Origin of the sequence: Marinobacter daepoensis DSM 16072, assembly GCF_000421165.1 — a bacterium.
In the GTDB taxonomy this organism is placed as follows: Bacteria; Pseudomonadota; Gammaproteobacteria; order Pseudomonadales; family Oleiphilaceae; genus Marinobacter; species Marinobacter daepoensis.
On sequence record NZ_ATWI01000008.1, the window covers coordinates 1 to 20,436 of the forward strand.

The following is a 20,436-nucleotide window of genomic DNA, read 5'->3' on the forward strand; positions in this document are numbered from 1 at the left end:
ACAATCGAAAAAACAGGAATCCAGAAACGAAAAAAGCCCCTGAAATCAGGGGCTTTTCTCTTGCAAGGTGGTGGAGACGGCGGGAATTGAACCCGCGTCCGCCAGCACTAGGCCTTGAGGTCTACATGCTTAGTGTCCTTCTATTGATTTAACCTCAAGCGACCCGAAGGTCAGGGTGCAGGAGGCGAGCTCTTTAATCTTAGCCGGACACCAGTGAGCGCTAGTGAGCGGAGCATCCTATAAGCGATGACGTCCTGGGATGTTGCTACTGAGTTATAGGCGCCTCAGCCAGGACGACTGGAACGGCTTACGCCGCCAGTGCGTAGTTTTCGTCGTTTGCGACTATTACGTTGCAGCTTTGGATTTACGAGATTCGCTGCCATCTCGGCATGCACCCAAGGGTTCGTCACCGGCGTCGAAGCCAAGTCGTCCCCTTGTAGGTTCAGTATATGTGGCCGGATTGTCAGACTTCAAGGGTTCTTTTTGTAACTGCGTTATGAATTGTACCTACCGTGGCTGTTTTGGTGGTCACGAGGCGCGGCGGTAAGCGACGTCTGGAGCGTGGGCAAGTGCTGCCTGGTGCAGGGCCTCGAAGCTTTCCCGAAAATACGCCATCACAGCGTCGGGGTTGGCTTGTATCCCTTTGTCCACCGTCATGCCGAACTGGACCGTACCTGCGTAGCTGAAAATGCTCATGCCAATGCCGATGCTGCCGCTCTGGGGCACCCAGAACATGGGCTGAACCAGTTTGCTGCCTGCCAGGTAAACCGCATGGCGGGGGCCTGGTACGTTGGTGAGTACCGCTGAGGCCTTTCGGCTCAGCATGTCTAAAGCACGTCTTTCAAGAATGTCGGGGCCCCGCCCGAACAGGTCCAGCAGGCTGTAGGTTACCTGGGCCTGGTAGGAGCGTTTGAGCCGGTTCATGTTCTCCTGAATCTGGCGAAAGCACATGATTGGGTCGCGGACTTCAATGGGCAAGCACACCAGCACCAGTCCGAACTGGTTACCCAGAGTTTCAATGGGCTGGTCCAGGGGGCGGAGATTAAAGGGCACCGCCACCCGGATGCCGCAGTCCGGAATGGGTTGGTCCCGCTCGGTGAAGTGGCGGCTCAGGGCGCCGGTGGCGGCGCAAAGCAAGACGTCGTTGACGGTGCCCCCCAGTAATCGGGCACACTGTTTTACGGCATCCAGCGCCAGCGGTTCTGCCCAGGCCACTTGTTTTCGGCCTTGCAGAGGGCCTTTCAGGCTGGTTTTCGGTTCAAAAGGAGCCAGCCCGAGTTTCGCCAGGTCCATTATGATGCCGCCTGCGGTGCTGACCAGCTTGAGCGGGTAATCCGGCTCTTTGCGAATGGAGTCTATGAACAGGTTGGCCTGTTCCCAGGCTGCATGTGTGCTGTCTGTCAGGCGATTCAGGAAACGGCTGGCCACGCCCTTTTCGGTATTTTTGACGGCTTTGGGCTGGGAGATTCGGTTGAGTTTAGGTTCCGGTGTTCTGTCGGTCAGGGAAAGCAGTACCCGGACCAGGGAAATGCCATCCGCAATACAGTGGTGGATCCGGATCAGCAGGGCGCAACCACCCTCGTAATTGTCGATGTAGTGGATTTGCCAAAGTGGCCGCCGAAAGTCGAGGGCGGTGCTGTTGAAATCGCTGGTCAGTGCCTGGAGTTCTGCTTTATCGGCGCTTCCTGGCAGGGCGATGGTGTGCAGGTGGTTGTCGAGATCGAAAAGCGGGTCGTCCTCCCAGTAAACGCGGTCGCCGGTGTCGACAACGCGTTGCCGAAAGCGCCGAAACCTGAGAAAACGCTCCTCCAGGGTGCGTTGGAGCCGCGTCAGGGGGATGGGGTTCTCGAAAACCAGCACCGCGGAAATCATCATGGGGTTTTCCGCGGTATCCATACGTAACCAGGAGCGATCGACCGACGACATGGTCGTCCGTTTGGATGACATAAGCCCTCCCTTTGCTTGGTGCCAGAGTCCGGGCCTCAGGAACTGCCGTTGGGGCCAGTTAATGGGATGTCAAAGTATAGGAGTCTTTTCCTGAACCGCAAAGGGGAGGCTGATGCACTGGCGTGTTCCGGTCAGGTGTTCGCTTCGCGCATAATCCGCTGCTTTTGCCGGTTCCAGTCACGTTCTTTCTCGGTGGCTCGTTTGTCGAAGAGCTTCTTACCTTTCACCAGCGCAATCTCGCATTTCACCCGGTTCTTCTTCCAGTAAAGGGCGAGGGGGATGCACGTATAACCGGCCTGGTTTACCTGGCCGACAATTTTGGCGATCTCCTTGGCATGCAACAGGAGTTTTCGGGTGCGGGTGGGGTCCGCAATGACATGCGTCGACGCGGTGTTCAGCGGCGTGATGTGAGAACCCAGCAACCAGGCTTCGCCGTCTTTCAGGAGAACATAGGCATCAACCAACTGGGCCTTGCCGGCGCGCAGCGATTTCACTTCCCAGCCGAGCAGGGCAAGGCCGGCTTCAAAGCGCTCCTCGATATGATATTCGTGCTTCGCCTTTTTGTTCAGGGCGATGGTGTTGCTGGTTGGGGCGTTTGCTTTCTTCTTGCTCATGAATCCTGTCCGGGATCGGAAGAATGACGGAGCTGGCATCTTCACTTTGGCCAGCAAATCGCGCATTGTAGCGCAGGAGTGCAATAAGGGTCACGGATTCGCCACCCGTTGCTGGTTTTGAGTCGTTCCTGGCCTCCGGCATCGGCTACAATGGCGCGCTTATCACGGCCAGGGGACGTCATGCTGCGTAAGTACCAGACTTCAATAGGGTCCTTTACCCGAAAATCCACGTTTTTCTGGGCTTCTGTGGGCGCCACGGTCGGGCTTGCCAACCTGTGGCAGTTTCCCTATCTGGCGAGCAAGTACGGGGGGGGCTTGTTTATCCTGCTGTACCTGGCTTGTTTGCTTGTGGTCACTTTGCCGCTGATGGTGACAGAGGCCGTTATCGGGCGCCACGCCCGCCATGGGATCGTTCTGGCGATGGATGGCCTGGTCAAAAATGCCGGGTGTTCGCCATTCTGGCGGCTGGCAGGGCCTCTGAGTATCCTTGCCGCGTTTGCTGTGCTGTCTTTTACGGCCGTTTTTGGTGGTATCGTTCTGGCCTACATCTTTTTTGGTGCCGCCGATCGCTTTGCGGGGGCGTCAACGACGTCGGCTGCGGCCGTTCTCTCTGAGTTGGTTTCTGACCCGGGCCATTACCGGGAGTTTATGGCCTGGCATGTGTTTTTCCTGATTCTGGTGGTGGCGGTATCGGCCCGAGGGGTGGTGAAGGGGCTTGAGCGTTCTATGCGGCTTGTGGTGCCCTGCACCTTGCTGCTGATGTTGCTGTTATTTGTGTTTTCGGCAATGCGGGGCAGCTTGCAGTCGGGCATTGAGCATGTATTGGTCATGCGCCCCGGGCAGGTCACGGGCGATAGCCTCAAGGCCGCTTTCTTCCACGCGTTCTATACCTTGGGGCTAGGGATGGGCGTGTGGGCGATCTTTGGGGCTTACTCCACGGGCCATACCCGGTTGAAACGCTCGATTCTGGCCGTTGTGTTGATGGATACGCTGGTGGCTATTGTCGCTGGTCTGATGATGTTCTCCATTGCGGCCGACGGCAACAGTCTGGACGGTGAGCGCGGCTTCAGTCTGCTGTTTGTGTCGCTGCCGGTTACTCTGTCGGGTTTGCCGTACAGCCAGGTGATCCTGGCGTCGGTTTTCCTTTTGGTGGTGTTGATTGTCTGGGCTACCGCTCTGTCTTTGCTGGAACCGGTTGTGGGCTGGTTCCGGGAGTGGACTGGGGCACCCCGGGCCTGGTCGGCCGTGATTGTGGGAGTAGCCGTCTGGTTTGCCGGGCTCGCCTCGCTGTTTTCCTTCAATGTGTGGGCGGATTATCGGCTGGGCGGGGCAACGGTTTTTCGTTGGCTGGAGCTGGGGTCGGGCGGAGTGGTGATTCCGGTTGTCGCTATCCTGATCGCAACCTTTGCGGGTTGGTGTGTGACTCGTCGGTATGCGGCGATGCTCCTTGGGAATGCCCCGGCGCTGTTCCGGAAAATCTGGTTCTGGGTCATGCGGTTGGTGCTGCCGGTGGTGGCGGCCTGGATTGGCATCCAGTACACCCTGTTCTCGTTAGGTAACCTTTGTGATAATGGCAGCGCTGCCATCTGGTGTCAGGAAGCGCCGGTGGTTGAGGTCCCACCTGCCGAAGGGGGGAGCGAAGTGTTTGGTGAGGGGGCGAATGATGAGATGCCCCTGGACGCTGCTGAGGACTTGGTGGTGCCGGCCGGGCATGGGCTATTGGAGTCGGATGAAAAGGCCCCCAAACAGAGCGATATCCTTTATCATAGTGTCTGAACGGTCCGGCAGGGCTGCAATGACGTCTGAAACGCAGGAATCCCGCTTTACATGGCACATCAGATCGATAAGACCGCGTTGGTCATGCACTCGGCGGAGCGTATGTTCCACCTGGTCAACGATATCGCCCGCTATCCCGAGTTTCTGCCCTGGTGTACCGGGGCGGAAGTGCACGAACAGAACGATGCCGAGATCATGGCATCACTGGATATTGCCAAAGGCGGTGTCCGTCACAGGTTGACCACGCGAAATCAGCTGTTGATGCCGGAAAGCATCGAGATGAAGCTGGTTGATGGCCCGCTCCGGAATCTGACCGGGCGCTGGCATTTCCGGGCACTGGACGCAAACGCCTGCAAAGTCATACTGACTCTTGAATTCGAGTTTTCCGGTTCGCTGTCCAGAATCACCTTTGGCCCGGTGTTCAACCAAGCGGCCAACACCATGGTTGATGCCTTCTGTCGACGGGCGGACCAGGTGTATCAGGGAGGGTTGGTGTAATGGAAGTCGAGGTGGCATATGCCCGCCCTGATAAACAGCAGATTGTGACTGTCGTTGTGCCGGAGGGAACGACGGCGCTCGAGGCTGTCAGGCTTTCGACGATCAGTGAAATCTTCCCGGAGGTCGACCCCGAAAACATTGATATGGGTGTGTTCGGGAAGGTGGTGAAGCGCCCGGCGGAACATGTGCTTCGGGATGGGGATCGGGTAGAGCTCTATCGCCCGCTCAAGATTGATCCCAAGCAGGCGAGGCTGAACCGGGCCAAGAAAAAAGGCTGAAGGTCAGTAGGCGGGAGTCTCTTCCAGCAACTGAGCCTCGTAGTGGCTCAGCCGGTCATTCTCGTAGTAGACAACGATACGTTGTTCTTCAATGTCGTTGCCGCGACGCTGAAAGGTGAAGATGTAGTATTCCCTGGACGGGTCAACCGGGTTCAGCAGCAACGGTGTGCCAAGGAGCGCGTGCACCTGGTTTCTGGGCATGCCTTCCGACAGCTCCTTCAGTTCCTCATCCGTCACGATGTTGCCTTGCTGGACGTTGATTTTGTAGACGCCCGGGAATGTGCAGCCGGACAACGATAAAATGCTAATAAGAACGATAGCGGGGAGCTTTTGCATCGCCGGGGGAAATCCTCTATCTTGAATTCGCCTGCATCAAGCAGGTGTGAAACGGGTCATCCGTCGTACTGCGGCTTCATCATACCGGAAGCCGTGAGGCACACCAAAGAGCGAATGGTAACATGTCATCTGAAAACGCCGAATTACGAAAAGTCGGTCTGAAGGTTACCCTGCCAAGGGTCAAGATCTTCAATATCCTGGAAAACGCCAAAGAGCATCATCTGAGTGCCGAAGACGTTTATAAGAAACTGCTGGATCAAGGCGATGACGTGGGGCTGGCAACCGTGTATCGGGTTCTGACTCAGTTCGAAACGGCAGGCCTGGTGTTACGTCACAATTTCGAAGGCGGTCATGCGGTTTTTGAGATGGCCGGAGACGATCATCACGATCATATGGTCTGCACGCAGACGGGTGAAGTCGTTGAATTTGTAGACGAAGTCATCGAGGAGCGTCAGAAGAAAATTGCCGCAGAACACGGTTACGAGATTGTTGATCACAGCCTGATCCTCTACGTGAAACCGTTGAAGTCCGACAAGAAGTAAAAAAAGGGCCAGCGATGCGCTGGCCCAACAGCTCTCTGAAGCGAGAGGGGGTTAGTGGTGTGTTGCCTGGCCCTTAACAAACATTTCGCGGGCATGCGCTATGGTCTGTTCTGTCATATCGACGCCGCCAAGCATCCTCGCGACCTCGCTGATCCGGCCCTGATCGTCCAGTCGTTCAATGCGTGAATAGGTTGAATCCTTTTCTGTAAATTTGCTGACAAACAGGTGCTGATGGCACTGGGCTGCGACCTGAGGCAGGTGTGTCACGCACAGAACCTGTCCGTTTTCTCCCAGAGACCGAAGCAGGCGCCCAACCACTTCCGCAGTCCCCCCGCCAATCCCGACATCGACTTCGTCGAAGACCAGTGTTGGTGTTGTTGAGGTCTGCGCCACAACCACCTGTATGGCAAGGCTGATGCGTGACAATTCGCCTCCGGAAGCCACTTTTGCGAGTGATCGGGCGGGTTGCCCCGGGTTGGCGCTCACCAGAAACTCCACCTCTTCCAGGCCATGGGGGGAGGGAGTCTCGTCGTGGTTGCGGCTCAGGTGGCTGACAAATTGCACTGAAGGCATGTTCAGTTGCGTCAGCTCGCGGGCAATTCGCTGGTCCAGCTCCACCGCAGCTGTCCGGCGTTTCTCGGACAGGTCATTCGCCAGCGTATTAAACGTCGCCCGGTGGCTTTCCAGTTCGGCTTCCAGTTGTTCGAGGCTGCCTTCTCCTCCGTCCAGGTCTGCCAGCTCCTGGCTCAGGTGTCGGTGCAGTTCAAACAGCTCTTCGGGGGGGATGCGGTGCTTTCTCGCCATCTGGTAGATGGCGCTGAGTCGTTCTTCGACCTCCGTCAGCCTGGCTGGGTCGGCTTCATAGTCGTCCACAAAACGACGCAGGTTGTCTCCGGCTTCTGAAACCTGTATCTGCGCTTCGTTCAGCATCTGGATTGTGTCGGCCAGCGCCGGCACCTCTGATGGCAGCTGCTCCAGTTGCTGTAAGGCCTGACGGATCAGGTCGACAGCAGATGCATCGTTTTCCGTGCACAGCAGGGCGGCCTGGTGGCTGTTGTGTAAAATAGCATCGGCCTGGCTGAGCTGGGCCTGTTCTGCTTCCAGGCTTTCCTGCTCATCTTCGGCCAGCGCCAGTCTGTCGAGTTCTTCAACCTGATATCGTAAGAGCTGCAGCCGGGCTTCGGTTTCGTCAGCGTTTTGCTGGCGCTGCCGGAGTTTATGTCGGGTGTCGTTCCAGGCTTTCCAGGCGGAGCGTGTTTCTTCCGCCAGGGTTTCGGCGCCAGCGAATTCGTCCAGCAATTTTCGGTGAGTTTCCTTGCGAAGCAGCGACTGGTGCTGGTGCTGACTGTGGATGTCCATCAGTTGTGTGCCTAGCTCTTTCAGCTGAGACAGAGGGCAGGGCTGGCCGTTGATGAAAGCTTTGGATCGCCCGTCCTTGCTGATGGTTCGGCGCAGTATGCAGTCGTCCTTGTCGTCCAGCTCATGGTGTTCCAGCCAGGATTGGGCGTCTGGAATACGGGAAATGTCAAAGCTGGCTGTTATATCGGCACGCTTGGCTCCGTGGCGAACAGCGCCGGCATCCGCCCGGCCGCCCATCACCAGCCCCAGCGCATCCAGAACAATGGACTTGCCCGCGCCGGTTTCACCCGTCAGGGCGGTCATGCCCGGGCTGAATTGCAGTTCAACGCGTTCCGCAATGGCGTAGTTCGATACCGTGAGCTGTGTGAGCATGCCGCAACCTCCGCTCATTCATGAGCCTTTGAAATTCTGCACTGTGTTTTCATACAGGTGCTGTGAATATATACAGGGTTTTGGGTCTTTGCAAATTCGATTGGGGCAAATCGGTAAAGAATGTGTGGGTAATGGTTGAAACATGTGAAGCGAGCCCCATATCGGTTCGCAAAGTGATGTTTTCCTGCTTTCTGGACGAGTGGGAGTTGTCTTTTCTGCAGGCCCGTGCGGCCGTGAGAACGATATCAGGAGTGGTCATGAGTGCTGACGATAAGCGTAGTGAACAGGTAGAAGAACGCAACGAGGCGGCAGAGACTGCAGCAGAGCAGCAGGCTGGCGCGGCGGAGCAGGTCGCTGAAGAGGGTTCTGAGCTGGAGTCTCTGCAGCAGAAATTGCAGGAATATCAGGAGCAGGCCCTGCGAGCGCAGGCCGAGATGCAGAATGTGCGCCGGCGAGCCGAGATTGATGTTGAGAAGGCGCATAAATTTGCCCTTGAGAAGTTTGTGAAAGAGCTGTTGCCAGTGGCTGACAGTTTGGAAAAAGCGGTAGAAAGCACAGAAGGGCATGAGGAAGCTGGTGAGCTGGTTGCTTCCATTCGGGAAGGGGTGGAAATGACCCTTACTCTGTTCATGAACAGCCTGAAGAAGTTCAGCGTTGAGCAGGTCAATCCGGTGGGTGAGCCGTTCGATCCTCAGCAGCACGAGGCGATGTCCATGGTGCCGGCGCCCGGCGCAGAGCCGAACAGCGTGGTTGCGGTGGTGCAGAAAGGTTATTTGCTGAACGGACGGGTGGTCCGGCCGGCCATGGTTGTCGTGGCAAAAGCGGAAGATGCGCCAAAAATCGATGAGCAGGCTTGAAAATTCGAGCAAAGCGCCAATATAGCGATTAAACAGCAAAGGCCGGAGTAGTCCATTCTCCGGGACCGTATTCAGAAAGATTTGGAGTGAATCAATGAGCAAAATTATCGGTATTGACCTGGGAACCACCAACTCCTGTGTAGCTATCATGGATGGCGACAAGGTCAAAGTAATTGAGAATGCCGAAGGCGATCGCACCACGCCGTCCATCATTGCCTATACAGACGATGGCGAAACACTGGTTGGCCAGTCTGCCAAGCGTCAGGCGGTTACCAACCCGGAGAACACCCTTTACGCCATCAAGCGTTTGATCGGTCGTCGTTTCGAAGACGATGTCGTTCAGAAAGACATCAAGATGGTGCCTTATAAGATTGCCAAGGCAGATAACGGGGATGCCTGGGTTGAAGTGAAAGGACAGAAAATGGCAGCGCCGCAGGTGTCTGCCGAAGTCCTGAAGAAGATGAAGAAGACTGCGGAAGACTATCTGGGTGAAAAGGTAACCGAAGCGGTCATTACCGTCCCGGCTTACTTCAACGACAGCCAGCGTCAGGCGACCAAAGATGCGGGCCGGATTGCCGGTCTGGAAGTGAAGCGTATCATCAACGAGCCGACGGCAGCTGCCCTGGCCTATGGTCTGGACAAAAAGAGCGGTGATCGCACGGTGGCCGTTTATGACCTGGGTGGTGGTACTTTCGATCTGTCGATCATCGAGATCGCCGATGTGGACGGTGAGCACCAGTTCGAGGTTCTGGCTACCAACGGTGACACGTTCCTGGGTGGTGAAGACTTTGACCTGAAGGTGATTGAGTACCTAGCGGACCAGTTCAAGAAAGACAGTGGCATTGATCTGCGTGGCGATTCCCTGGCGATGCAGCGTCTGAAAGAAGCTGCCGAGAAAGCCAAGATCGAGCTGTCCAGCAGTCAGCAGACTGACGTAAACCTGCCGTACATCACGGCCGATGCGTCAGGCCCTAAGCACATGAACGTGAAACTGACCCGCGCCAAGCTGGAATCTCTGGTGGAAGGCCTGGTTCAGCGCAGCCTGGAACCCTGTAAGGTGGCGTTGCAGGATGCGGGCATGAGCGCTGGCGAGATTGATGAGGTAATCCTGGTTGGTGGTCAGACCCGTATGCCGCTGGTACAGGAGAAAGTTAAAGAATTCTTCGGTAAAGAGCCGCGTAAGGATGTGAACCCGGACGAAGCTGTCGCGATGGGTGCCGCTATTCAGGGTGCAGTTCTGTCCGGGGATGTTAAAGACGTATTGCTGCTGGATGTGACTCCGCTGACTCTTGGTATTGAGACCATGGGCGGTGTGGCCACGCCTTTGATTGAGAAGAACACCACCATCCCGACCAAGAAGTCGCAGACGTTCTCCACAGCAGAAGACAGTCAGACAGCGGTGACCATTCACGTGGTTCAGGGTGAGCGTAAACAGGCGGCGCAGAACAAGTCGCTGGGCCGTTTTGACCTGGCCGATATCCCGCCGGCGCCGCGTGGCGTGCCTCAGATCGAAGTAACCTTCGATATTGATGCCAACGGTATCCTGAATGTGTCTGCGAAAGACAAGGCAACGGGTAAAGAGCAGTCTATCGTGATCAAGGCCTCGTCTGGTCTGAACGATGACGAGATCGATAAGATGGTGCGTGATGCCGAGGCCAACGCCGAGGAAGATCGGAAGTTTGAAGAGTTGGTTCAGGCTCGTAACCAGGGCGATGCCATGGTGCATGCTGTGCGCAAAACTCTGAGTGAGGCCGGAGATAAGGTTTCTGAGGGTGAGAAGGAGTCTATTGAAGCGGCCATCAAGGATCTGGAGGCGGCGCTTGAGGGTTCCGATAAGGAGGCCATTGAGGCGAAGACTCAGAAGCTCACGGAAGTTTCGTCTGAGCTGGCTCAGAAGATGTATGCGGACCAGTCTGATCAGGCCCAGCAGGCGGGTGGTCAGGAAGAAGGTCAGGCCCGGAGTGCTGACGACGCCGTCGATGCTGAGTTTGAGGAAGTCAAAGACGACGACAAGAAGTAATTCCGAAGTACATCAAGTGGTTGGGAAAACGCGGGCAGTGCTCGCGTTTTCCTTGTTATAAAAACAGGGTTTTGAAGCATGGCCAAGCGCGATTATTACGAAGTACTCGGGGTCTCCCGGGATGCGGACGAGAAGGAAATAAAGCGGGCGTACCGAAAGCTCGCGATGAAGTACCATCCAGACCGTAACCCGGACGATAAGGATGCCGAGAACAAATTTAAAGAGGCCAGCGAGGCCTACGAAATCCTGGCGGATACCAGTAAGCGTGCGGCCTATGACCAGTTCGGTCATGCGGGTGTGGATGGTCAGGCCGGAGGCGGCTTTGGTGGTGGCGGGGCCAGCTTCTCCGATATTTTCGGTGATGTTTTCGGAGACATTTTCGGGGGCGGTGGTGGTCGCGGCCGCTCTACCCGGGGGGCCGACCTGCGCTACACTCTGGAGCTGGATCTTGAGGAAGCGGTAAAGGGTAAGACCGTCAAGATTAACATTCCGGGGCACAAAGAATGTGATGCCTGCGACGGCAGTGGGGCGGAAAAAGGTTCAAGCCCGGAGACCTGTGGAACCTGCCAGGGGATGGGGCAGGTTCGTATGCAGCAAGGGTTCTTCACCGTTCAGCAGGCATGCCCGACGTGCCGGGGCTCGGGGCAGATCATTAAGAATCCGTGTAAGGTCTGCCATGGTCAGGGGCGTGTGCGTCAGGAAAAAACGCTGTCGGTTAAGGTTCCGCCTGGGGTTGATACCGGTGATCGTATCCGTCTCTCTGGCGAGGGCGAGATGGGGGTCGATGGCGGGCCTCCGGGGGATCTGTATGTCCAGGTAGCCGTTCGGGAGCATTCCATCTTCACGCGTGACGGCCGGAACCTATACTGTGAGGTGCCCATTAGCATTGTCGATGCCGCATTGGGAGGCGAGCTGGAAGTGCCGACGCTGGATGGTCGGGTCAAGCTCAAGATTCCGCCTGAGACCCAGACTGGCAAGCTGTTCCGTTTGCGTAACAAAGGGGTCAGCCCGGTACGCGGTGGTCCGGCCGGTGATCTTCTGTGCCGGGTGACGGTGGAAACGCCGGTGAACCTTACCAAGCGCCAGAAAGAGCTGATGGAAGAGTTTCAGCAAACCCTGGATGGTAACAACGGAACTCATCATGCCCCCAAGAAAACCTCGTGGTTTGAGGGTGTGAAAAGCTTCTTCGACGAAATGAAATTCTGAGGGTTGAGCGGATGAGGGTAGCAATCATTGGCGCCGCCGGGCGTATGGGTAAAGTGCTGATCGAAGCAGTTGATGGTACGGAGGGGCTTGAGCTGGGCGCGGCGGTTGTTGAGCCGGATAGCACCCTGGTTGGAGCGGATGCCGGGGAAATGACGGGTATAGGCAAAACCGGCGTCAGGATGTCGGGTAGCCTGGAGGATGTGAAGGAAGCCTTCGACGTGCTCATCGACTTTACTTTTCCGGACCTCACGTTGGAGAACGCCCGCTTCTGCAGCGAGAATGGCAAGATGATTGTCATCGGCACCACTGGTATGAGTGATGCAGAAAAGCAGCAGCTCGCTCTGTTTGCCGAAAAAACCCCGGTGGTTTTTGCGCCGAATATGAGTGTGGGTGTTAACGTCGTGCTCAATCTCCTGCGTACCGCTGCAGCGGCTTTGGGAGATGACTACGATGTTGAAATCATTGAGGCTCACCATCGCCATAAAAAAGATGCGCCGTCTGGTACCGCTCTGCGTATGGGTGAGGTGGTCGCCGATGCTCTGGGGCGTGACCTGAAGGAATGCGCGGTCTATGGGCGGGAAGGTTTTACCGGTGAGCGCACTCGTAAGGAGATCGGCTTCGAAACCATTCGCGCCGGAGATGTGGTGGGGGATCATACGGTCCTGTTTGCCACCGAAGGTGAGCGTATTGAAGTTACCCATAAAGCGAGCAGTCGGATGACCTTCGCGAAAGGGGCTATGCGAGCGGCACTTTGGCTCGAGGGCAGGGGTGCCGGGCTATACGACATGCAGGACGTTCTGAGCCTGAAGGCCTGAGCGGCAGGTGGTGTCTCGCGATTCAGCTCGGGTTATGTAGCCAGGGCAATTCGGCGTGGACAAAAAGTGTCAAAATCGCTTACAATATGGCGATTTGACTGCACCAAGCGTACCTTTGAAAAGTTTATAAGAAAGCGGGACCGGGTTTTTACCCTGTCTCGCTTTTTTGCAACCTGAATATGCGCTTGCGTTCCTGTTCGTGACGAACTTACGCCACTCGATGAGGATACAAGCCTTGAGCACACCAGCAATCCTTGCACTCGCAGACGGAAGCCTCTTCTACGGCACCGCCATCGGCGCAGATGGAGAAACCAGCGGTGAGGTGGTGTTTAACACTGCCATGACCGGATATCAGGAAATCCTGACAGACCCGTCCTACTCCCGCCAGATCGTCACCTTGACGTATCCGCATATTGGCAACACCGGTGTTAATGAAGAAGACGTGGAATCTGACCGCATTCATGCTGCGGGTCTGATTATCCGGGACCTTCCCCTGCTCGCCAGCAGCTGGCGAAACAAGGGCAACCTCGACGATTACCTGCGAAGCAATAACATTGTTGGCATTGCTGACATCGATACCCGGCGCCTGACGCGGATTCTCCGGGATAAAGGCTCCCAGAATGGTGCCATCGTTGCAGGAGAGAACGCGACCGCTGAACGCGCGCTGGAACTCGCCAACGCCTTCCCTGGCCTTAAAGGCATGGATCTCGCCAAAGAGGTGACCTGTGATAAGGCCTATCCGTGGAGTCAGACCGAGTGGGATCTGGCCGGTGGGTATGGTGAGCGCACCGACGGTCGGTTCAAGGTTGTGGCCTGGGACTACGGCGTGAAGTACAACATTTTGCGCATGCTTGCGGCCCGTGGGTGTGACATCACAGTTGTGCCAGCGCAGACTCCGGCGGCTGACGTGCTGGCGATGAATCCGGATGGCATCTTCCTGTCGAATGGACCGGGCGATCCGGAACCCTGCGATTACGCGATCAAGGCCATTCAGGAGGTTTTGGAAACCGAAATCCCGGTGTTCGGTATTTGTCTGGGGCACCAGTTGCTGGCCCTGGCCAGCGGCGCCAAGACCGTGAAAATGGGGCACGGCCATCATGGTGCGAACCATCCGGTGCAGGATATCGCTGCCGGCACGGTGATGATCACCAGCCAGAACCACGGGTTTGCGGTTGACGAGTCAACTCTGCCGGCCAATGTGGAGGCCACCCATAAATCCCTGTTTGACGGCACGCTGCAAGGCATCCGCCGCACTGATAAGCCGGCCTACAGTTTCCAGGGGCACCCGGAAGCCAGTCCGGGGCCGCATGACGTGGTGCCGTTGTTCGACGAGTTCATCCGGTTGATGGAGGCTCGATCTGCCTGAGGGCAAGGCCATCTGAGATGACTCACTGGCGCTGGATACCGCGCTGAAAGAATTCAAAAGTTGCTGACAGGTTTACCGAGACATGCCAAAACGTACCGATATTAAAAGCATCCTGATCCTGGGCGCTGGTCCCATTGTGATCGGGCAGGCGTGCGAATTCGACTACTCCGGAGCTCAGGCCTGCAAGGCGCTGCGCGAAGAGGGTTACCGGGTCATCCTGGTGAACTCGAACCCGGCTACCATCATGACCGATCCCGCCATGGCTGATGCAACCTACATCGAGCCAATTACCTGGAAAACGGTCGAGAAAATCATCGAAAAGGAAAAGCCGGACGCTCTGTTGCCGACCATGGGTGGCCAGACGGCGCTGAACTGTGCGCTGGATTTGGAAAAACACGGCGTGCTGGAAAAGCACGGTGTTGAAATGATCGGCGCCAATGCCGATACCATCGACAAGGCCGAAGACCGTAACCGCTTCGACAAGGCGATGAAGAAAATTGGCCTGGAGTGCCCGCGGGCCGCGATCGCCCACACCATGGAAGAAGCCTGGAAAATTTCCGAAGATATCGGCTTTCCCTGCATCATTCGTCCGTCCTTCACCATGGGCGGCTCCGGAGGCGGTATTGCCTACAACCGGGACGAATTCGAGGAAATCTGTACCCGGGGGCTGGACCTCTCTCCCACCAATGAGTTGCTGATCGATGAATCCCTGATTGGCTGGAAAGAGTACGAGATGGAGGTTGTTCGCGACAAGAATGACAACTGCATCATCGTCTGTTCCATCGAGAACTTTGATGCCATGGGCGTGCACACGGGTGATTCAATCACCGTAGCTCCCGCCCAGACACTCACCGATAAGGAATACCAGATCATGCGGAACGCCTCGCTGGCGGTGCTGCGTGAGATCGGTGTGGAGACGGGTGGCTCAAACGTTCAGTTTGGTATTAATCCTGACACCGGGCGGATGGTTGTCATTGAGATGAACCCGCGGGTATCCCGTTCTTCCGCGCTGGCTTCCAAGGCAACTGGTTTCCCGATTGCCAAGGTGGCGGCCAAGCTGGCGGTGGGGTACACCCTTGATGAGCTGCATAATGAAATCACTGGTGGCGTGACGCCAGCTTCGTTCGAGCCAAGTATTGACTATGTGGTGACCAAGGTTCCCCGCTTTACCTTCGAGAAATTCCCGCAGGCTGATGCTCGTTTGACGACTCAGATGAAGTCAGTGGGCGAAGTGATGGCGATTGGCCGGACCTTCCAGGAGTCTGTGCAGAAAGCCCTCCGTGGTCTGGAGGTGGGCTCAGAAGGGTTTGATGAAAAGCTTGAGGAGCTGGATTCCGAGAACTCTCGCGAGACCCTGATTCAGGAACTGAACGTGCCGGGCGCTGAGCGCATCTGGTACATCGGGGATGCTTTCCGGGCTGGTATGAGTGTCGAGGAAGTGTTCCGGCATACCAAGGTTGACCCCTGGTATCTGGTGCAGATCGAAGATCTTGTCCGGGAAGAAGAGGCACTGAAGTCGTCTAGCAAAGCGGATATTAACCAGACATCGCTGTTTCGCCTCAAGCGTAAGGGCTTTTCGGATGCGCGCATTGCCAAGCTGCTGGGGATCTCTGAGGTCAGCCTGCGCAAGCTGCGTCATGACCTGGGTATTCGTCCCGTCTATAAGCGGGTAGATACTTGCGCGGCGGAGTTTGCGTCCGATACTGCCTATATGTACTCCACCTATGAGGAGGAGTGTGAGGCTGAACCGTCGGATCGCGAAAAAATCGTGGTGATTGGCGGCGGTCCGAACCGTATTGGTCAGGGTATTGAATTTGATTACTGCTGTGTGCACGCGGCCCTGGCCATGCGCGAAGATGGCTACGAAACCATCATGATCAACTGTAACCCAGAGACGGTGTCTACCGATTTCGACACCTCTGACCGGCTGTACTTTGAGTCGATCACTCTGGAAGATGTGCTGGAAATTATTCACCTTGAGAAGCCGAAGGGTGTCATTGTTCAGTACGGTGGTCAGACCCCGCTTAAGCTGGCTCGCGGCCTCGAAGCGGCGGGTGTGCCGATCATTGGGACCAGTCCTGATGCGATTGATCGCGCGGAGGACCGTGAGCGGTTCCAGCAGATGATTCAGCGTCTGGGCCTCAAGCAGCCTGAAAACGCAACGGTTCGCAGTCACGAGGAAGGTATTCTTGCGGCTCGTGAAATCGGTTATCCGCTGGTGGTGCGCCCCTCCTACGTGTTGGGTGGCCGGGCCATGGAGATTGTCTACGATGAGACCGAGCTGGTGCGTTACATGCGCAATGCCGTGTTGGTCTCAAACGACAGCCCGGTGCTGCTCGACCACTTCCTGAATGCTGCCATTGAGGTCGATATTGATGCCATTTGTGATGGTACCGATGTCGTTATTGGCGGAATCATGCAGCATATTGAGCAGGCTGGTGTTCACTCTGGCGATTCCGCCTGTTCACTGCCCCCTTACAGTCTGAGCAAAGACGTTCAGGATGGGATGCGAGAGGCTGTGAAGAAAATGGCCATCGAGCTCGAGGTGGTTGGCCTGATGAACGTGCAGCTGGCGTATCAGGACAACGAGATCTACGTGATCGAGGTGAATCCGCGTGCTTCTCGTACCGTGCCGTTTGTCTCCAAGGCCATTGGCATGTCCCTGGCGGCCGTTGCGGCCCGGGTTATGTCGGGCAAGAGTCTGAAAGAGCTGAATTTCACCCAGGAAATCGTGCCGACTTACTACGCGGTGAAAGAGTCTGTATTCCCGTTCAATAAGTTCCCGTCGGTAGATCCGATTCTTGGGCCTGAAATGAAATCCACCGGTGAGGTGATGGGGCTGGGTGACAGCTTTGACGAAGCGTTTGCCAAGGCCTCTCTGGCGATTGGTGAGCGCTTGCCGGCGAAAGGTGTTGCCTTCATGTCGGTCCGCGACGTGGACAAGCCGGGAGCTGCCCGTGTGGCGAGGGATCTGGTGGATGCCGGTTTCCGGATTATTGCCACCACAGGTACTGCCAAGGCGCTGGAAGCCGAAGGCATTAAGGTTGATCAGGTGAACAAGGTGCGGGAAGGGCGTCCTCACATTGTCGACGCCATCAAGAATGGCCAGGTTCAACTGATCATTAACACAACGGAAGGTCGCAAAGCTATTTCTGACTCGGCGCAGATTCGCCAGTCAGCTTTGCAAACAAAGGTTACTTACACAACAACATTGGCGGGTGGCGAAGCCTTCTGCCGGGCCATCAAGTTTGGCCCGGAGCGCACGGTTCGTCGCCTCCAGGAACTTCACGCAGGAAAGTAAGGCTATGGCTGACAGAGTACCGATGACCAAGGCGGGTGAAGCCCGTTTGCGCGAGGAGCTGAAAAAGCTGAAGTCCGAAGATCGGCCCCGGGTAATTGCGTCTATCGCGGAAGCCCGGGAGCACGGTGATCTTAAGGAGAATGCGGAGTATCACGCTGCCCGTGAGCAGCAGAGCTTTATCGAAGGTCGCATTCAGGAGATCGAAGGAAAACTTTCGGTGGCTCAGGTGATTGATGTCACGACCATGGAAAATACCGGTAAGGTGATTTTTGGTACCACCGTGCATCTGATTAATATGGAGACCGACGAAGAGGTGGCCTACCAGATCGTGGGCGAGGATGAGGCAGACATTAAAGCTGGCAAGCTGTCGGTGTCTTCGCCCATTGCCCGGGCTCTGATTGGCAAGAATGAAGGTGATGTGGTGGCAATTCGCATTCCTTCAGGGACCGTGGAGTACGAGATTTCTGAAGTTGAATACATCTGACCCTGTTAAGGGTCGCTGATGTAAAAAGCCGGCTCTGGGTGACCAGGCCGGCTTTTTTGTGTCGCCTGCTTATTGGTTGCGAAGCAGGTTGGACAACTTCGGGTTGGGCTTTTTGGCGCGGCGCAGGATCACGGCAATCTTGCCAATGGTCTGCACCAGTTCTGCGCCTGACACCTCGCAGAGTGCCTGGATGGCTTCCTGGCGGGCTTCGCGGTCCTGGCTGGCGATTTTGATTTTAATGAGCTCGTGGTCGTTCAGGGCGCGATCAAGCTCTTCCTGAAGTCCCTCAGACAGGCCTTTATCGCCAACAATGATGACAGGCTTCAGGTTGTGGGCGATCGCCCGGTACGCCCGGCGCTGTTCCGGTGAAAGGCTCATGATGTAATCTCTTAATAGGTGCGATTAACAAAAGGTCAGCGGCGAACCCGCTGGCAACGACGTATAATCGGGCGATTGTAACAGATCGCGCCTCGCTACAAATGGCCGTAATCACTTACAGGGGTGTTGTAATTCTGGACAGGGCATCCCATATAGGTAGTATCTCGGTCCTCTGAGTAGGCTCCGTTTCTGGTTTACGGGCGTACAATTAGTGTAAGGTGTCGGAAAAGGGCTGGCAGCTCCGGAGCCTCAGCCCTGCAATTCACAGGTGATGATCCTTGAACGATATGGCTAAAAATCTGGTTCTCTGGCTAATTATAGCCGCGGTTCTGCTGATGGTGTTTCAGAACTTTTCTCCCACCACCAGCGGGCAACAAGTCAATTATTCCCAGTTCGTCGAGATGGTCCAGCAGGGTCAGGTGCGGCAAGTGACCATTGATGGTCTGCAGGTACAGGGTGTCCGCAACGACGGCTCTCAGTTCCAGAGCATCCGGCCTCAGGTATCCGACAACAAGCTGATGGACGATCTGCTGGCCAATAAGGTTGAGGTGATCGGCAAGGAGCCTGAGCGCCAGAGCTTGTGGACCCAGTTGTTGGTGGCGGCGTTTCCGATTCTGATCATCATCGCTTTGTTTGTGTTTTTTATGCGGCAGATGCAAGGCGGCGGAGGCGGCAAAGGCCCCATGTCGTTTGGCAAGAGCAAAGCCCGCCTGATGAGCGAGGACCAGATCAAAACCACATTTGCTGACGTGGCCGGTGTGGATGAGGCTAAAGAAGACGTTAAAGAACTCGTAGACTTCCTGCGGGACCCGAGCAAGTTCCAGCGCCTGGGTGGGCGCATTCCCCGTGGCGTTTTGATGGTGGGTCCTCCGGGGACGGGTAAAACCCTGCTGGCCAAGGCTATTGCGGGTGAGGCCAAGGTGCCGTTTTTCTCAATCTCGGGCTCCGATTTTGTTGAGATGTTCGTAGGTGTCGGGGCTTCTCGTGTTCGGGATATGTTTGAGCAGGCCAAGAAGCAAAGCCCGTGCATTATTTTTATCGACGAGATTGATGCGGTCGGTCGCCATCGTGGGGCCGGTATGGGCGGCGGGCATGATGAGCGTGAGCAGACGCTGAACCAGCTGCTCGTGGAAATGGACGGTTTCGAGGGCAACGAAGGTGTTATCGTTATTGCTGCCACCAACCGTCCGGACGTCCTTGATCCGGCGTTGTTGCGTCCCGGTCGTTTTGACCGGCAGGTGGTCGTCAGCCTGCCAGACATCATTGGTCGGGAGCAGATCCTGAAGGTTCACATGAAGAAGGTGCCGCTGGCGGATGGGATTGATCCGGCAGTGATCGCGCGGGGCACGCCGGGCTTCTCCGGTGCCGACCTGGCCAACCTGGTGAATGAGGCGGCTCTGTTCGCGGCCCGTCGTAACCAGCGGCTGGTTTCCATGGAAGAGCTTGAGCTGGCCAAAGACAAGATCATGATGGGTGCCGAGCGCAAGTCCATGGTGATGAGTGAAAAGGAGAAGCGCAACACGGCTTACCATGAGTCCGGTCATGCAATTGTCGGGCGCCTGGTGCCGGAGCATGACCCGGTCTATAAAGTAAGTATCATTCCGCGGGGGCGGGCGCTGGGCGTCACGATGTTCCTTCCTGAGGAAGACAAGTACAGTCATTCAAAACGCTATCTGACCAGCTCTATCTGCAGCCTCTTTGGTGGACGTATTGCCGAGGAATTGACGCTGGGCTTTGATGGAGTGACCACGGGCGCGTCCAATGATATTGAGCGTGCCACCAGCCTGGCCCGGAACATGGTCACGCGCTGGGGACTGTCTGAGAAGCTGGGCCCTCTTCAGTACGATACTGACAGCGAAGAGCCGTTCCTGGGACGGTCTGCTGGGCAATCGCACACGGTGTATTCGCCAGAGACCGCTCAGAGGATTGATGAAGAAGTTCGAAATATCATTGATGAGTGCTATGAGATAGCCCGGAAAATTCTGATTGATAACCGGGATAAGCTCGACATGATGGCGGAAGCCCTGATGAAGTACGAAACAATTGATCGTTATCAGATCGATGACATCATGGCGGGTAAAGAGCCCCGGCCCCCAAAGAACTGGGGTGACAGTGGCCCGGCGGGTGGGGTGAAGGCTGAGGAGCCAGAGTCTGCGCCGGAATCCCGTGGTTCGGACAGCGGGCGTGAGCCTGGTGTCGGGCGGCCCGCCGGGGAGCACTAAGGCGCTCCTGGCTTCTGGATGAAAACAAACGCCGCCCGGAGACCCGGGCGGCGTTTGTTTTTGTT

At 56.4% G+C, this 20,436-nt stretch carries 17 protein-coding genes and 1 other RNA gene; 12 read left to right on the plus strand and 6 right to left on the minus strand.

Annotation, left to right across the window (positions count from 1 at the left end; all coding sequences use genetic code 11):
- Window positions 1–68: 68 nt before the first annotated feature.
- The 3 genes from ssrA to smpB form a co-directional block, all read right to left on the minus strand.
- Window positions 69–434: a transfer-messenger RNA gene (gene ssrA / locus K325_RS18330) on the minus strand.
- Between the two features lie 94 nt (window positions 435–528).
- Complete coding sequence (locus tag K325_RS0100535) at window positions 529–1,947, minus strand: wax ester/triacylglycerol synthase family O-acyltransferase (RefSeq protein WP_029652294.1); 1,419 nt, start codon at window positions 1,945–1,947, stop codon at window positions 529–531.
- Between the two features lie 131 nt (window positions 1,948–2,078).
- A complete protein-coding gene (gene smpB, locus K325_RS0100540; protein ID WP_029652295.1) occupies window positions 2,079–2,561 on the minus strand; it encodes an SsrA-binding protein SmpB in 483 nt (160 codons plus the stop codon).
- Window positions 2,562–2,741: 180 nt separating this feature from the next.
- Between smpB and K325_RS0100545 the strand changes: the two genes are divergently transcribed.
- The 3 genes from K325_RS0100545 to K325_RS0100555 are packed head-to-tail and all read left to right on the plus strand — an operon-like array spanning window position 2,742 to window position 5,113.
- The gene (locus tag K325_RS0100545) at window positions 2,742–4,337 is read left to right on the plus strand and encodes a sodium-dependent transporter (protein WP_029652296.1); all 1,596 of its coding nucleotides are present in this window, start codon (window positions 2,742–2,744) and stop codon (window positions 4,335–4,337) included.
- A gap of 51 nt (window positions 4,338–4,388) precedes the next feature.
- Window positions 4,389–4,835, plus strand: coding sequence for a type II toxin-antitoxin system RatA family toxin (locus tag K325_RS0100550; RefSeq protein ID WP_029652297.1), 447 nt, complete (start codon window positions 4,389–4,391; stop codon window positions 4,833–4,835).
- Complete coding sequence (locus K325_RS0100555; protein WP_029652298.1) at window positions 4,835–5,113, plus strand: RnfH family protein; 279 nt, start codon at window positions 4,835–4,837, stop codon at window positions 5,111–5,113. Before K325_RS0100550 ends, K325_RS0100555 begins: the two co-directional genes overlap by 1 nt.
- A gap of 3 nt (window positions 5,114–5,116) precedes the next feature.
- Here K325_RS0100555 and K325_RS0100560 read toward each other — a convergent pair whose 3' ends face one another.
- Window positions 5,117–5,449 carry an outer membrane protein assembly factor BamE gene (locus K325_RS0100560; RefSeq protein WP_029652299.1) on the minus strand — a complete coding sequence of 111 codons (333 nt, stop codon included), beginning with the start codon at window positions 5,447–5,449 and terminating at the stop codon, window positions 5,117–5,119.
- A 122-nt stretch (window positions 5,450–5,571) separates the two neighbouring features.
- Between K325_RS0100560 and fur the strand changes: the two genes are divergently transcribed.
- Window positions 5,572–5,991, plus strand: a complete 420-nt coding sequence (gene fur / locus K325_RS0100565) for a ferric iron uptake transcriptional regulator (RefSeq protein WP_029652300.1) — start codon at window positions 5,572–5,574, stop codon at window positions 5,989–5,991.
- A 51-nt stretch (window positions 5,992–6,042) separates the two neighbouring features.
- Here fur and recN read toward each other — a convergent pair whose 3' ends face one another.
- Complete coding sequence (gene recN / locus K325_RS0100570) at window positions 6,043–7,722, minus strand: DNA repair protein RecN (RefSeq protein ID WP_029652301.1); 1,680 nt, start codon at window positions 7,720–7,722, stop codon at window positions 6,043–6,045.
- A gap of 257 nt (window positions 7,723–7,979) precedes the next feature.
- Here recN and grpE point away from each other — a divergent pair, with 257 nt between their 5' ends.
- The 7 genes from grpE (at window position 7,980) to greA (ending at window position 17,771) form a co-directional block, all read left to right on the plus strand.
- The gene (grpE, locus tag K325_RS0100575) at window positions 7,980–8,579 is read left to right on the plus strand and encodes a nucleotide exchange factor GrpE (protein WP_029652302.1); all 600 of its coding nucleotides are present in this window, start codon (window positions 7,980–7,982) and stop codon (window positions 8,577–8,579) included.
- Window positions 8,580–8,673: 94 nt separating this feature from the next.
- Window positions 8,674–10,599, plus strand: a complete 1,926-nt coding sequence (gene dnaK / locus K325_RS0100580) for a molecular chaperone DnaK (RefSeq protein WP_029652304.1) — start codon at window positions 8,674–8,676, stop codon at window positions 10,597–10,599.
- Between the two features lie 78 nt (window positions 10,600–10,677).
- Entirely contained in the window at window positions 10,678–11,805 is a 1,128-nt protein-coding gene (dnaJ, locus tag K325_RS0100585) for a molecular chaperone DnaJ (protein ID WP_029652305.1), read from the plus strand.
- Window positions 11,806–11,816: 11 nt separating this feature from the next.
- A complete protein-coding gene (gene dapB / locus K325_RS0100590) occupies window positions 11,817–12,620 on the plus strand; it encodes a 4-hydroxy-tetrahydrodipicolinate reductase (RefSeq protein ID WP_029652306.1) in 804 nt (267 codons plus the stop codon).
- A gap of 235 nt (window positions 12,621–12,855) precedes the next feature.
- Window positions 12,856–13,986, plus strand: coding sequence for a glutamine-hydrolyzing carbamoyl-phosphate synthase small subunit (gene carA, locus K325_RS0100595; protein WP_029652307.1), 1,131 nt, complete (start codon window positions 12,856–12,858; stop codon window positions 13,984–13,986).
- An 82-nt stretch (window positions 13,987–14,068) separates the two neighbouring features.
- Window positions 14,069–17,287 (plus strand): carbamoyl-phosphate synthase large subunit, encoded by a 3,219-nt coding sequence (carB, locus tag K325_RS0100600; protein WP_029652308.1) that lies wholly within the window; start codon window positions 14,069–14,071, stop codon window positions 17,285–17,287.
- Between the two features lie 4 nt (window positions 17,288–17,291).
- On the plus strand, window positions 17,292–17,771 hold the full coding sequence (gene greA, locus K325_RS0100605; protein ID WP_084694136.1) for a transcription elongation factor GreA: 480 nt from the start codon (window positions 17,292–17,294) through the stop codon (window positions 17,769–17,771).
- Window positions 17,772–17,840: 69 nt separating this feature from the next.
- Here greA and yhbY read toward each other — a convergent pair whose 3' ends face one another.
- Complete coding sequence (yhbY, locus tag K325_RS0100610; protein WP_029652310.1) at window positions 17,841–18,149, minus strand: ribosome assembly RNA-binding protein YhbY; 309 nt, start codon at window positions 18,147–18,149, stop codon at window positions 17,841–17,843.
- 278 nt (window positions 18,150–18,427) lie between these two features.
- On the opposite strand from yhbY, the gene ftsH reads away from it, so the two are divergent.
- Window positions 18,428–20,371 (plus strand): ATP-dependent zinc metalloprotease FtsH, encoded by a 1,944-nt coding sequence (ftsH, locus tag K325_RS0100615; RefSeq protein WP_029652311.1) that lies wholly within the window; start codon window positions 18,428–18,430, stop codon window positions 20,369–20,371.
- Window positions 20,372–20,436: the final 65 nt, after the last annotated feature.

Excerpts from the sequence above, each read along its gene's own strand:
- K325_RS0100545 (WP_029652296.1), top strand. The coding sequence starts at position 2,742 with ATGCTGCGTAAGTACCAGACTTCAATAGGGTCCTTTACCCGAAAATCC.
- grpE (WP_029652302.1), top strand. The coding sequence starts at position 7,980 with ATGAGTGCTGACGATAAGCGTAGTGAACAGGTAGAAGAACGCAACGAG.
- K325_RS0100550 (WP_029652297.1), top strand. The coding sequence starts at position 4,389 with ATGGCACATCAGATCGATAAGACCGCGTTGGTCATGCACTCGGCGGAG.
- yhbY (WP_029652310.1), bottom strand. The coding sequence starts at position 18,149 with ATGAGCCTTTCACCGGAACAGCGCCGGGCGTACCGGGCGATCGCCCAC.
- smpB (WP_029652295.1), bottom strand. The coding sequence starts at position 2,561 with ATGAGCAAGAAGAAAGCAAACGCCCCAACCAGCAACACCATCGCCCTG.
- fur (WP_029652300.1), top strand. The coding sequence starts at position 5,572 with ATGTCATCTGAAAACGCCGAATTACGAAAAGTCGGTCTGAAGGTTACC.
- dnaJ (WP_029652305.1), top strand. The coding sequence starts at position 10,678 with ATGGCCAAGCGCGATTATTACGAAGTACTCGGGGTCTCCCGGGATGCG.
- carB (WP_029652308.1), top strand. The coding sequence starts at position 14,069 with ATGCCAAAACGTACCGATATTAAAAGCATCCTGATCCTGGGCGCTGGT.
- recN (WP_029652301.1), bottom strand. The coding sequence starts at position 7,722 with ATGCTCACACAGCTCACGGTATCGAACTACGCCATTGCGGAACGCGTT.
- K325_RS0100560 (WP_029652299.1), bottom strand. The coding sequence starts at position 5,449 with ATGCAAAAGCTCCCCGCTATCGTTCTTATTAGCATTTTATCGTTGTCC.
- dapB (WP_029652306.1), top strand. The coding sequence starts at position 11,817 with ATGAGGGTAGCAATCATTGGCGCCGCCGGGCGTATGGGTAAAGTGCTG.
- dnaK (WP_029652304.1), top strand. The coding sequence starts at position 8,674 with ATGAGCAAAATTATCGGTATTGACCTGGGAACCACCAACTCCTGTGTA.
- greA (WP_084694136.1), top strand. The coding sequence starts at position 17,292 with ATGGCTGACAGAGTACCGATGACCAAGGCGGGTGAAGCCCGTTTGCGC.
- K325_RS0100535 (WP_029652294.1), bottom strand. The coding sequence starts at position 1,947 with ATGTCATCCAAACGGACGACCATGTCGTCGGTCGATCGCTCCTGGTTA.
- K325_RS0100555 (WP_029652298.1), top strand. The coding sequence starts at position 4,835 with ATGGAAGTCGAGGTGGCATATGCCCGCCCTGATAAACAGCAGATTGTG.